Below are 12,432 nucleotides of genomic sequence, written 5' to 3' on the forward strand. Positions count from 1 at the left end.
GAACGAAAGAGGGGAGTAGTCCCATGAAAACAGGTCTCGTGATCACCGCCCATCCCGGCGATTTCGTCTGGCGCGCCGGTGGCGCCATCGCGCTGCATGCGAAGAAGGGCTATCGCATGAAGATCGTCTGCATGTCCTTCGGCGAGCGCGGCGAGAGCCAGTTCGCCTGGAAGGAAAAGGGCGCGACGCTGGAATCGGTCAAGGCGGGCCGCAAGGACGAGGCGGAGCGGGCGGCAAAGCTGCTCGGCGCGGAGATCGAGTTCTTCGATTGCGGCGACTATCCGCTGAAGCTGACCGAGGCGCATTTCGACCGCATGGTCGACATCTACCGCGAGCTCAATCCGAGCTTCGTGCTGACGCACGCGCTGGAAGACCCCTACAATTTCGACCATCCGAACGCGGCGCACTTCGCGCAGGAGACCCGTGTGGTCGCGCAGGCCATGGGTCACAAGCCGGGCGCGCAGTACCAATATTCGGCGCCGCCGGTGTTCCTGTTCGAGCCGCACCAGCCCGAGCAGTGCAATTACAAGCCGGACCTGCTTCTGAAGATCGACGAGGTCTGGAAGGAAAAGTACGAGGCGTTCCAGATCCTCGCCGCGCAAAAGCATCTGTGGGGGTATTACGAGCGCGTCGCGCTCAACCGCGGCATCCAGGGTAGCCGCAACACCGGCATTCCCATGACCTATGGCGAGTCTTATCAGCGCCTGTTCCCGACGGTTGCGGAGGTGCTGGCATGAAGCCGGTCGTCGTTCGCAACATCAAGCGTGCCGATCCCGCTGGCATGGCGGAATATGGCGTCTCGACCGTGCACGAGGCCTATGGTCGCATCGGCCTGATGAAACCGTACTTGCGGCCGGTCTGGGCGGGCGCGTCGATCGCCGGTCCCGCCGTCACCGTGCTGGCGCAGCCAGGCGACAACTGGATGATCCATGTCGCCGTCGAGCAGTGCAGGAAGGGCGACATCCTCGTCGTCGGCTGCACCACCGACAATACCGACGGGATGTTCGGCGAGCTGCTGGCGACTTCGCTTCAGGCACGCGGTGTGCAGGGATTGATCATCGATGCCGGCTGCCGCGACGTCAAAGCGCTGCATGAGATGAGTTTTCCGGTATGGTCGCGCGCGGTCTCGGCCAAGGGCACGGTCAAGGCCACGCTCGGCTCGGTCAACGTCCCCGTGGTCTGCGCCGGCGTCAACGTTGATCCCGGCGACGTCGTCGTCGCCGATGACGACGGCGTCGTGGTGGTGCCGAAGCGCTATGCCACCGAGGTCGCAGAGAAGGCGAAGAAGCGCAATGCCGACGAGGGCGGCAAGCGCAAGCGCCTTGCCTCGGGCGAGCTGGGCCTCGACATGTACAGCATGCGCGAGGCGCTGGCGAAGGCCGGGCTCGTCTACGTCGACAATCCAGAGGACGTCTAAGCGGGATAAAAGAAGCGGAGCGCACCGATGGACCGTCTCAAGCTGAAGGCTGTGCTCGGCAGTCACCCCCATGTCCAGGCGGTGAAGAGCGGCGAGCTCCGCTCCGAGCTGTTCGACCTCGATTTCATCGAGTACACGCCGACCAACACGGCTTTCAAGCCGATGGTACGCGAGCAGGCATTTGACGTCTGCGAGATGGCGATCGTCACCTATCTGATGGCGAAAGCGCACGGCAAGCCGCTGGTGCCGCTGCCCGCGACCATGATGGGCCGCTTCCAGCATTCCTATGCGCTGTACAATCCCGCGCGTGGGATGCTGGGGCCATCCGATCTCGAAGGCAAGCGCGTCGGTATCCGCTCCTTCACGACGACGACTGGAGCCTGGATCAGGGGCATCCTCGCCAACGACTATGGCGTCAATCTCGACAGGATCCGCTGGGTGACCTTCGAGGATCCGCATGTCGCCGAATATGTCGACACCACCGAGCGGGCGCCGAAGGACAAAAAGGCTCTGGAGATGCTGCTTGACGGCGGGGTCGACGCCGTTCTCGGCGAGACGTCGAACGACCCCAAGCTGAAGCCGCTATTCCCCGATCCGGCTGCGGAGGCCGCGAGATGGTATGCGCGTCGCGGCGTCGTGCCGGTCAATCATCTCGTGGTCGTGACCGAGAGCCTCGCGAAATCGCGCCCTGACGTGGTCGCGGGCGTCTATGATCTGCTCAAGCGGAACAAGGCGCAGGTAGGATCGCCAGCGACGCCCGACTTCGTTCCGTTCGGGATCGAGGCGAACAGAAAACCGTTGCAGCTGATCGTCGACTACGCATTCCAGCAGGGGCTGATCACGCGCCGCTATGCAGTCGAGGAGCTCTTCGACGCGACGACACGAGGGTTGAACTGATGTCGGATCCGAGGCGATGGCAGATCGGGCTGGTTGGCTACGGCGAGGTCGGCAGGATTCTTGCTGAGGATTTGCGCCAACAGGACATCAGGGTCGCCGCCTATGACATCAAGCTCGGAGACGAGCAGGGCGCATCGCTGAAAGAGCACGCGACGAAATTCGGCGTGGCGCTCGCCGCCTCTCACACCGAGCTGACGGCGAAATCCGATTTCATCATCTCCGCCGTCACCGCGAGCCAGGCGGTGCCAGTGGCAAAAGCCTGCGCGGGTGCGATCAACCAGGGCACCTGGTTCCTCGATTTCAACTCGGCCTCGCCGGGCGCCAAGCAGCGTGCGGCGGCGCTGATCGATGGCGCCGCGGGCCGCTATGTCGAGGGTGCCGTGATGACCTCGGTGCCGCCTTATCGGATCAAGGTGCCGCTGCTGCTGGGCGGTCCCGGCGCGAAGGAGCTCGAGCCGCTGCTGAATACGATCGGCTTTGCGGCGAAGGTCGCGAGCGACAAGCTCGGTGTATCTTCAGCCGTGAAGATGTGCCGCAGCATCATGATCAAAGGCCTCGAGGCCATGGTCATCGAGAGTTTTACGACCGCGCGGGCCTATGGCGTCGAGGACGCGGTGCTGGCTTCGCTGACGGAAACCTTTCCCGCGATCGATTGGGAAAAGCAGGGCGCTTATTTCTTCCAGCGCGTAATCGAGCACGGCCGCCGCCGTGCCGAAGAGGTGCGCGAGGTCGCAGAGACCGTGCGCGAGGCGGGGCTGACGCCGTGGTCGGCGCAGGGTACGGCCGAACGCCAGGCCTGGGTGGCCGATCTCGTCGACGAGGGCCTGTTCGGCACGAAGGGAACGAAGGAATTTGCGCGTAGCGCGGATTGGCGCACCGAGGCGGATCGCATTCTCGCGAAGATCAAGCGTTAGAGCCGAACGCACCCGCTTAGCTCGGGATACTGCCGCAGTCGCGATAGCCCGAGATCTCGTCGCGGGCGGCCTCGATCAAGTCGATCAGGCGCGTGGCTTCGCCGACGACGTCCTTGGTGCGCTCGGTCCTGAATTCGGTCAGGATCATGCGAATGCACTTGTCGGCGGTGTCGAGCGTCCGCAGCGCGCGAGCCGTGTCGTCCCGCGTTTGGATCGCCGAGATGTCGAGGCCCGACAGGACCTCACCAATGCCATTGAGCCGCTTGACGGCGGTTTCGGCGGGCGTGCTGGCCCGAAGGGACTGGTAATCAATGCTGCTGAATGCGCTGAACATATCCAAACTTCAGTAAACGCAGATGGTCAGTGCAAGGTCTTAGTAAGACGACCGGACCCTTCTCGCAACGCGTGGGGGCTACGGACCGGGATTCTACCGGACTCAGCCACCGCCCAGATCGGCGGTAAAATCGGATGGAAACGATCGGGGGATTAGCTGCGTTTTCCGACTATTTTACCGTTCGACGCAACAAGTTTGCCCTCCTTGTACACGGAGCGACCCTGCGGCACCGCCACCACAGCCTCCGGAACATGTTCCGCATTCAGCGTGACGAAATCGGCTTTGGCGCCGACGCGCAGGCCGTAGCCGTCGAGCCGCAGCGCTTTCGCGCCGGCTTCGGTGACAACATCGAACGCGACACGCAATTCCTCGTCGATGTTGAAGCCCGAGCGATAGCCGAGCGTCGTCGCCCGGCGCAGCATGTCGCCGTCGCCATAGGGCCACCAGGAATCGCGGATGTTGTCGTTGCCGCTGAACACGGTTACGCCGGCTTTGCGCAGCGCCAGGATAGGCGGGAAGGCGCGGGCGCCCGGTGCATTCGTCATGATCGCGACGCCGGAGCGGGCGAGGGTGTCGGCGACTGTCTTGAGCTGATCTGCGGAAATATCGCCGAGCGCGTAAGCGTGGCTGATGGCGACATGACCTTCCATGCCGAGCGCACGCGTGCGCGCTGCGATCTGCTCGATCTCGAACGCGCCCAGCGTGCCCATATCGTGCAGGTGAATGTCAACGTCGATGCCGTGCTTGTTGGCGACGCCAAACACCACATCCAGATGCTTCTCGACATCGCGATCGAAGCTCGCGGGATCGAGCCCACCGACGAGGTTCGCGCCGAGGCCGATGGCTTCGTGGAGCAATTGCGGCGTGCCCAGGCTTGCCAAAATGCCGCTCTGGGGAAAGGCGACGAGCTGGATGTCGATCAGGCCGCGATAGTCCTCGCGAACGCGCAAGATCGTCTCCAGCGACTTCAGGCCGACCGAGCCGTCGACCATGACGTGGCTGCGCATCTGCGTGCTGCCGTGGCCGATGCAGAGGTCGAGCTGGTTGCGCGCCCGCACGTCCATTGGCGCTGACACGGCCATGTTCTCGGCCTGGAAGGCCACGCGCTCGTGCACGTTGAATCCATCAGTGCATGGCTTATGCGGACGCCAGGCGTCGCCATAGAAGCTGGTGTCGAGATGGATGTGGCCTTCGACGAAGCCGGGAACGACGAGGGCGTTGCCGAGGTCGATCGTCTCGGCACCGCCGGTGGGCGTGTCAGCCGGCATGATCGCGGCGATACGCCCGTCCTTGACCGCGATGTGATGGCGAGCCCCGCCGTCGAAACGGGCGTTGAGGAAGATCTTGTCGAAGGCCATCCGGTTGCTCCGTTGCTCGATTTGTCGTTGCGCGAGCGGTTCAGTCTTGCGGCTTAAGCAGCGTCGCTCGCTTCCGCTCAAAGGTCTGCCGCCCGCTCTTGAACCCCATCAAGACATCCGGCAGCTCGGCGATGGCGAAGCGGCTGTCCTGCGTGTCGAGCACGACGAGATCGGCGGGCTTGCCGACCGCGATCCCGTAGTCTGTGAGGTTCATCAACCGCGCCGGCAGTTCGGTGACGAGATCGAGGCAGATGTCGAAGTCGCCGACGGCGGCGTGAGCGACGTTGGCGTAAAAGTTCGCCATTCGCAGCAGCGAGGCATCGCCGAACGGCGTGAAGGGATTGAGCACGTTGTTGGTCGCGACCGAGCAGACGATGCCGTCGCCGGCGAGCTTGTGCGCAAGCGTCAGTCCGCGCGGCGCGTTGTGGGTGGCCTCGCGTCCCATCAGGTAGAGATCGGTCGCGGGTAGCACGGTGACGGCGACGCCGGCCTTCGCCAATTGCGCGATGGCCGTTCTCAGCCGGTCCGGCGGCAAGGCCGAGAGTTTTGTGGCATGCCCGATCGCGACGCGACCGCCGTAGTTGCGCTGTTCGGTCTGCCGGCAGACCTCGTCGAGATGCGACCAGGAGGGATCAAGATCGAAGTCGAGATGGAGATCAACGTCGAGGTCGAATTGCTGGGCGAGGTCGAAGATGCGCGCGAGATGCGCGTTTGGGTCGGTGTCCGTATAGGGGCAGCCGCCGATCGCCTCGGCGCCGTCGCGCAAGGCCCGGACCAGCAGCTCCTCGGCTCCGGGATCGTTGGTCAGACCCTCCTGCGGAAAGACGCAGAGCGCAAGATCGATCGCCCAGGCATAATCGCGCTTGAGGGCCTTGACCGCCTCGAAGCTGCGCAAGCCGATGCGCGGGTCAACCTCGACATGGGTGCGCATCCGCGTCGTGCCGTGGACGATGGCGCGCTCGATCACTTTTGCGCCGCGGGCATAGACGTCGTCGACGCCAAAATCTCGCTTCATCGCCGAGACGGCACGGATGGCATCACCGAGCGTCCCGTGGATGTGCCCGCAACGCTCGAGCAGGCAGGCCTTGTCGAGATGGATGTGGGTGTCGACGAAGCCAGGCAGAGCCAGCCGTCCGCCGAGATCGACCTCCGCCGCCTCGCAGGCCAGTTTTGGTTCGATCGCGGCGATTCGTCCGCTCTTCACGCCGATATCGACGGGCGTAGGGGATGATCGCAACAGGGCGTTGCGGAAGATCAGGTCGAGGGCGGTCTGGACGGTCATCAGGGGAATCTTGCTGGAGAACTTATAGCGGTCGGCGAGCTGCGGTGGGCAGCAATGTAGCGGAGGACATGACGAAAATATATGCGTTCCCGGACCCCCCGGCGCACATCGAGAGCTGTGATGGCTGATCGACGCAGGCCGGTCTGGCGGAAGGCCCGCGCCTGGGCTATCAACCGTTCGATTGGCATGGATGCGCAACCCGCAGCGGCCGGTCGCGACCAAGAGGCGAAATAGCCATGCGGGCAGATGAGCCGTTCCTGGTCCGCCACGCGGACCTTATTTTCGCTTTGAAGACGTTTGTCGCGTCGATGCTGGCGCTGGTCATTGCGCTCGCCATGGATCTGCCGCGGCCGTATTGGGCGATGGCGACCGTCTACATCACCTCGCAGCCGCTCGCAGGCGCGACCAGCTCAAAGGCCTTCTTCCGCGTGATGGGCACGCTGGTGGGCGCGACCATGACGGTGGTGCTGGTGCCGAACCTCATCAATGCGCCCGAACTGTTGTGCCTCGCCATCGCGCTCTGGGTCGGGCTGTGCCTGTATCTCTCGCTGCTCGACGGCACGCCGCGCAGCTACGTCTTCATGCTGGCGGGGTATACCGTCGCGCTGATCGGCTTTCCCTCGGTGTCCGAGCCCGGCGCGATTTTCGACACCGCGGTGGCAAGGCTCGAGGAAATCTCGCTCGGCATCATCTGCGCCAGCCTGGTCTCGACCATCGTGTTTCCCCGCAGCGTCGCGCCGGCGGTCGCCGGCCGTGTCGACAGCTGGCTCCTGGATGCGCGCCGCCTCAGTCAGGTCGTGCTGCTGCGTGAGGGCACCAGCGAAACCCGCCGCGGCAAGCGCCTCAAGCTCGCGACCGATATCGTCGAAATCGACACCCTCTCCGCCCACCTCGCCTATGACCGGCTGACCGATCGCAATGCGGTGACCGGCCTCGGCGAAATCCGGCTGCGCATGCTGATGCTGCTGCCTGTGATCGCCTCACTGGAGGACCGGCTGGCTGCGTTAGGGGAGGAGGCCATGCGCTGCCAGCCGGAGCTGAAGCGGTTGCTGGAGGATATCGCGCAATGGATCGTCAGCGACGTGAGCGCGCGGCAACCGGCCGAGCGGATCCGCGCTATGATCGCGGAGCGGCAGGCGGTGCTCGACGACAGCGCGTCCTGGGAGCGGATCATTATCACGAGCCTGCTGTCACGACTGCGCGACCTCGTCGATCTCTCCCGCGACTGCCGCGAGCTGACCAAGGCGATCGCCGGGAACCGGAACGTCTCGACCCTCGATCTGGCCTTCCACTCCGAAGCCGGCGCCGCGCCCGTGCGCCACAGGGATCGCGGGCTCGCGCTGTGGTCGGCGGCCGGTGCGGCCGTGGCGATCCTGATCTGCTGCGCGTTCTGGATCGGCACGGGCTGGCCCGATGGCGCCTCGGCGCCAATGATGGCGGCGGTGGCCTGCTCGTTCTTCGCAGCCCAGGACGAGCCGGCGCGCTTCATCCGCAGCTTCGGCCTGTGGTCGCTGGTCGCCATCGTGGTCGTTGCGATCTATCTGTTCGCGCTGGTGCCCGCGATCTCCCATATCGAGGTGCTGGTCGTCGCGCTGGCGCCGACCTTCCTGCTCTATGGCTTCCTGATCGCGCGGCCGGCAACGGCGGGCACCGGCATGGCGCTCGCGGCCAACACCGCGACGCTGCTTGCGCTGCAATCGACCTATATCGCGGATTTCGCCTCCTACGCCAATTCCGCCGTCGCGTTCTTCGTCGGCGTCCTGATCGCCGAGCTGGTGACGCGGATCGCGCGCGGCGTGGGCGCGGAGTGGATCGCCAATCGCCTGGTGCTGTCGAGCTGGATCACGATCGCGGTTGCCGCCGAACGGCGTGGCAAACGCGACCGCGCGGAGTTCGCGGGCCTCATGCTGCACCGGCTCGGGCTTCTGGTGCAGCGCATCGCCTTCCTGTCGGAGAGCGACCGGCGCGACGCTGACAGTCTCGTGCAGCTCCGCATCGGCATCAATATCATCGATCTGCGCCGTGCGCGCTACGGGCTTGCGGCATCGACCATCTCCGTTATCGACGACATGCTCGACCAGCTCGCCATTGCCTGCCGCAGCTATGCGGGCGGGGGAATGCCGCGCGAGCTCCTGACCAGTGTCGATCTGGCTTTGGCCCAGGCGGTGAAGGATCCCAATGACAGCGCGCGCGAAGATGCGCTGATCGGCCTTGTCGGTATCAGGCGCGGCCTGTTCCCGGACGCACCGGCCTATCGGCCGCGCGCGGATGCGAGTGTGGCGGCATGAGATATGTGATCGACATCTACGGCGTGCTCGTGCCGGCGCTCTTGCTCTGGATCATCGTCGCCTATGTGCTGAGCGCGCTTCTGCGCCGGCTGATGCAGCGCTTCGACCTCTACCGGCTGGTCTGGCACCGCGCACTGTTCGATTTCGCGATTTTCGTCTGCCTTCTCGGCGGCGTCGTCTATCTCTCGGAGTATCTCTCATGAAGGGGAATTTCGCCTGGATTGCCCGGCTCGCGGTCACCGTCTTCGTGGTCGTGGCGGCGCTCGGCGTGGGCCGCGAACTGTGGGTCTATTATATGGAGTCGCCGTGGACGCGTGACGGCCGTGTGCGGGCCGACGTCGTGCAGGTCGCACCGGATGTCTCCGGCTTCGTCACCGAGGTTCTGGTCAAGGACAACCAGAAGGTCCATCGTGGCGACGTGCTGTTCAAGATCGACCGCGAACGGTTCGCGCTGGCGCTGCGGCAGGCCGATGCGTCGGTCGCCGGGCATCAGGCCACGCTGGATCAGGCCAATGCCGATCTGAAGCGCTACAGCACGCTGACAACCGATGCCGTCTCGCAACAGAAGCAGGAGCAGGTGCTTGCGACCCAGCTGCAGGCCAAGGCGGCCTTCGATGCGGCGGTTGCCGACCGCGCGGTCGCCCAGCTCAATCTCGATCGCAGCGAGGTCCGGGCTTCCGTCAACGGCGTGATCACCAACATGGATCTGCGGCCCGGCGCTTACGTCACGGCCGGCAAGGGCGTGATGGCGCTGGTCGACAGCGATACGCTGCATGTGGAGGGCTATTTCGAAGAGACAAAGCTCGCGCGCATCCGCACCGGCGACAGAGCGCAGGTCCGCCTGATGGGTGAGAAGGTCACACTATCAGGCCATGTCGAGAGCATCGCCGCCGGCATCGAGGACCGCGACCGCGCCGAAGGTGCAAGCCTGCTCGCCAACGTCAACCCGACCTTCAGCTGGGTGCGGCTCGCCCAGCGCGTTCCCGTGCGCATCAGGCTCGATCCAGTGCCCGACGGGATGTCGCTGGTCGCCGGGCGATCAGCGACGGTGGAAGTGTTGAACTAAGCGCATGCTGGACCTCCTCAGGTGTTGGGCTAGTCGATCTCGAGATATTCCGGGCCGGCCAGTTCAGGGAACGGCGCGGCCGGCAGCGTCTGGTACCAGAACGCTACGGACGCGATGTCGTCCTGCAGCGGGAGATATTTTGTCTCCTTGAGGCCCGTACGCCAGCCCAGCGCCTGGATGGTGACGCGAAGGTCGCTTTGGAAGCGAACGGGATCGGGGATGTGCCAGCGGTACATGCCGAAGCGCTGCTGCGATTTGTAGATGCCGTCGGGGCGGATCACCTGCGGCAGGCCGGCATAGGGCGTGGTGAATTCCTGATAGCGCGATTGCTGCACGAGGCCGCGGCCGGAATGCGCCACGTAGGGATCGAAATTATACGCGCCGCAGAAATAATCCTCGGTGCCGGTGCCGCAGATGGTAGGGAATTCGCCGTCGCCGTCGATGAAGAACTTGATCTCGCCTTCGCCCCACCAGCCGTTGTTGTTGACGCCCCAGGCCATGTAGGTGCCGACATACTGGCCGCGCCCGCTGACGCCATCGAGGATGGTGTAAACGTCCTTGTAGGGCAGCGGATTGGTGCGGCGGAATTGCGCATGGAAATAAGCGCAGTCCTCGGGCACGTCGGTCAGCGCAAAGTTGATCTGGTAGTAGACCGTCAGCGCTTCCTCGCTGCGGTTCTCCATCGTGAAGCGCGCGCGCTTGCGGAACGGCATTTCCCAGTAGCAGTTGAACCCACGCCCGGGATTGACGCAGACGGCGAGCGACGACACCTGCGCAAACTCCTCCCATCCGCAGGCGAAGAAATCGCCGGCCGGGCATTCGACGCTCGGCTGCTCCTGACCATCCCAGTAGACCCGCAGGATCGAATGACGCAGACGTCCGCGCGCCAACGTCATCCAGATCTGCTGGATCGCGCCCTGGCCTTCGATGTTTGCGAGCGTGAATGTCGCGCCGGGCTCGATCACGACATAGGGCGAGACCTTCCAGCCTTGCCCTAGATCGCGGGCCTGCGACGCCGCAGGCCCGTCGACGGACATGCCGCCCTTGCCCTTCTCACCGGTGAAGTTCTCGGGGCTGATCGAACGCGTCTGCGCATTCGATAGGAGGGACAGATTGCCGAGATGCAGGCCCAATCCGGAAAACGCCATAATATCCTCGATGAGGGGTTCGCGATGCCACGGATATATCGCCCCCGAATCTACCAAAAGATGAAGATGATCGCGCAATGAGAGGGGCCAAACCTACCCGACACGGTACGCCCTGAACTTCTCGCGTAGCGCCGATTTGAGCACCTTGCCGGTGCCGGTCATCGGGAATTCATCGAGGAACTCGACCGCATCCGGCATCCACCAGCTCGCGATCTTGGGACGCATGTGGTCGAGCAGGGTCTTGCCGTCGACGGTCGCGCCCTTCTTGCGGACGACCAGGAGCAGGGGGCGCTCCTGCCATTTTTCGTGTGCAATGGCGACCACGGCGGCCTGCAGCACGTCGGGATGGGACAGGGCGATGTCCTCGAGCTGGATCGAGGAGATCCATTCGCCGCCCGACTTGATCACGTCCTTGGAGCGATCGGTGAGCGTCACATGGCCGTGTTGGTCGATCACGGCCATGTCGCCGGTGATCAGCCAGCCGTCGCGATCGAGGCCTTCGTCGAGCTTCATGTAGCCGGAGGCGACCCAGGGGCCGCGGGCGCGCAGATGGCCGACAGTCTTGCCGTCACGAGGCAGCTCGCTGCCGCCGTCGTCGACGATACGCAAGGTCGTGCCGAAACAGGCGCGGCCCGAGACCTGGCGGCGATCGAATTTTTCCGCTTCGCTGAGATGCTCCGAGCCCGGCCTCAATCCCGGCATCGAGCAGCCCAGCGCTTCCGTCATGCCCCAGGCCTGAACGTAATCGACGTGGTAGTCGCGCTTGAGTTTCTCGACCATGGCGCGGGGCGGCGCCGAGCCCGATGACAGCGTCGCGCGCAGGGTCGTGAATGTGTTGCCGGTGCGGCCGAGCCAGTCGAGCAGGATCAGCCAGAAGCTCGGCACGCCGGCCGACAGCGTCACCTTCTCGCCCTCCAGCAGCTCATAGAGCTTGTCGGGCTCGTAATTGCGGCCGGGCAGCACCAGCTTCGAGCCGGTATAGGGCGCGGTGAACGGCATGTTCCAGCCGTTGCCGTGAAACAGCGGCGCCATCGGCATCATCACCTCGCGCACGCCTTCGAGATGCCCGGGAATGAAGTCGAAGTTGCAGCACGTCATGGTCTGGAGGACCGCGGCGCGGTGCGAATAGATGACGCCTTTGGGATTCCCCGTCGTGCCCGACGTGTAGCAGATGGTGGAGGCGGATTTCTCGTCGAACTCTGGCCAGGCGAAACCGGCGTCGCTCTCCTTGTCCAGGAGTTCCTCATAGCAATGCATGTTCGCAAGATTCGTCTCCGGCATGCGTTCGCGCGAGGACATGATCACGTAGGCTTCAACCGTCTTCAGCTGCGGTGCGATCGCCTCGACGATCGGCAGCGTGGCGCGGTCGACGAAGAGGATGCGGTCTTCGGCGTGGTTGATGATGTAGACCAGCTGTTCGGGGAACAGTCGCGGATTGACGGTGTGCAGCACATAGCCCATGCCGGGCGCCGCGTAGAACATCTCGAAATGACGATGCGTATTCCAGGCCAGTGTCCCGACACGATCGCCTTGCCTCATGCCGAGCCGCTCGAGCGCCAGTGCCATGCGCTTGATGCGCGGATGCGCCTGCGCATAGGTGTAGCGATGGATGTCGCCTTCGATCTCGCGCGCGACGATCTCCGCCTCGCCGTGATAATCGGCAGCATACTGGATCAGGCCACTGATCAGCAGCGGCATGTCCATCATCAATCCCTGCATTGTCCCCTC

At 64.3% G+C, this 12,432-nt stretch carries 12 protein-coding genes; 7 read left to right on the top strand and 5 right to left on the bottom strand.

Features of this window, described 5'->3' with window-relative positions; all coding sequences use genetic code 11:
* Positions 1 to 23: 23 nt before the first annotated feature.
* The 4 genes from ABID58_RS19330 to ABID58_RS19345 are packed head-to-tail and all read left to right on the top strand — an operon-like array spanning position 24 to position 3,228.
* Positions 24 to 737: a PIG-L deacetylase family protein gene (locus tag ABID58_RS19330; protein ID WP_354033929.1), complete on the top strand. Its 714-nt coding sequence runs from the start codon at positions 24 to 26 to the stop codon at positions 735 to 737.
* On the top strand, positions 734 to 1,417 hold the full coding sequence (locus tag ABID58_RS19335) for a 4-carboxy-4-hydroxy-2-oxoadipate aldolase/oxaloacetate decarboxylase (RefSeq protein WP_148749375.1): 684 nt from the start codon (positions 734 to 736) through the stop codon (positions 1,415 to 1,417). The genes ABID58_RS19330 and ABID58_RS19335 overlap by 4 nt, the downstream gene beginning before the upstream one ends.
* Before the next feature lie 27 nt (positions 1,418 to 1,444).
* Positions 1,445 to 2,314 carry a substrate-binding domain-containing protein gene (locus ABID58_RS19340; protein WP_354033931.1) on the top strand — a complete coding sequence of 290 codons (870 nt, stop codon included), beginning with the start codon at positions 1,445 to 1,447 and terminating at the stop codon, positions 2,312 to 2,314.
* Complete coding sequence (locus tag ABID58_RS19345) at positions 2,311 to 3,228, top strand: DUF1932 domain-containing protein (RefSeq protein ID WP_354034084.1); 918 nt, start codon at positions 2,311 to 2,313, stop codon at positions 3,226 to 3,228. The genes ABID58_RS19340 and ABID58_RS19345 overlap by 4 nt, the downstream gene beginning before the upstream one ends.
* A gap of 16 nt (positions 3,229 to 3,244) precedes the next feature.
* Here ABID58_RS19345 and ABID58_RS19350 read toward each other — a convergent pair whose 3' ends face one another.
* The 3 genes from ABID58_RS19350 to ABID58_RS19360 form a co-directional block, all read right to left on the bottom strand.
* A complete protein-coding gene (locus ABID58_RS19350; protein WP_354033932.1) occupies positions 3,245 to 3,562 on the bottom strand; it encodes a hypothetical protein in 318 nt (105 codons plus the stop codon).
* Between the two features lie 152 nt (positions 3,563 to 3,714).
* Complete coding sequence (locus ABID58_RS19355) at positions 3,715 to 4,920, bottom strand: amidohydrolase family protein (RefSeq protein WP_354033934.1); 1,206 nt, start codon at positions 4,918 to 4,920, stop codon at positions 3,715 to 3,717.
* 40 nt (positions 4,921 to 4,960) lie between these two features.
* On the bottom strand, positions 4,961 to 6,202 hold the full coding sequence (locus tag ABID58_RS19360; RefSeq protein WP_354033936.1) for an amidohydrolase family protein: 1,242 nt from the start codon (positions 6,200 to 6,202) through the stop codon (positions 4,961 to 4,963).
* A 236-nt stretch (positions 6,203 to 6,438) separates the two neighbouring features.
* Here ABID58_RS19360 and ABID58_RS19365 point away from each other — a divergent pair, with 236 nt between their 5' ends.
* From ABID58_RS19365 to ABID58_RS19375, 3 genes are read left to right on the top strand one after another with little or no spacing between them, the layout of a single operon-like run.
* The gene (locus ABID58_RS19365; RefSeq protein ID WP_354033938.1) at positions 6,439 to 8,490 is read left to right on the top strand and encodes an FUSC family protein; all 2,052 of its coding nucleotides are present in this window, start codon (positions 6,439 to 6,441) and stop codon (positions 8,488 to 8,490) included.
* On the top strand, positions 8,487 to 8,693 hold the full coding sequence (locus ABID58_RS19370; protein ID WP_148749382.1) for a DUF1656 domain-containing protein: 207 nt from the start codon (positions 8,487 to 8,489) through the stop codon (positions 8,691 to 8,693). Before ABID58_RS19365 ends, ABID58_RS19370 begins: the two co-directional genes overlap by 4 nt.
* Positions 8,690 to 9,556: an efflux RND transporter periplasmic adaptor subunit gene (locus ABID58_RS19375; RefSeq protein WP_148749383.1), complete on the top strand. Its 867-nt coding sequence runs from the start codon at positions 8,690 to 8,692 to the stop codon at positions 9,554 to 9,556. The genes ABID58_RS19370 and ABID58_RS19375 overlap by 4 nt, the downstream gene beginning before the upstream one ends.
* 29 nt (positions 9,557 to 9,585) lie before the next feature.
* Here the strand turns inward: ABID58_RS19375 and ABID58_RS19380 are convergent, their stop codons facing one another.
* Positions 9,586 to 10,704, bottom strand: coding sequence for a glycoside hydrolase family 172 protein (locus ABID58_RS19380; RefSeq protein ID WP_354033940.1), 1,119 nt, complete (start codon positions 10,702 to 10,704; stop codon positions 9,586 to 9,588).
* Positions 10,705 to 10,797: 93 nt separating this feature from the next.
* The gene (locus ABID58_RS19385; RefSeq protein WP_354033943.1) at positions 10,798 to 12,423 is read right to left on the bottom strand and encodes a long-chain fatty acid--CoA ligase; all 1,626 of its coding nucleotides are present in this window, start codon (positions 12,421 to 12,423) and stop codon (positions 10,798 to 10,800) included.
* Between the last annotated feature and the right edge of the window lie 9 nt (positions 12,424 to 12,432).

This window comes from Bradyrhizobium sp. S3.2.6 (assembly GCF_040546885.1).
Classification (GTDB): Bacteria; Pseudomonadota; Alphaproteobacteria; order Rhizobiales; family Xanthobacteraceae; genus Bradyrhizobium; species Bradyrhizobium cytisi.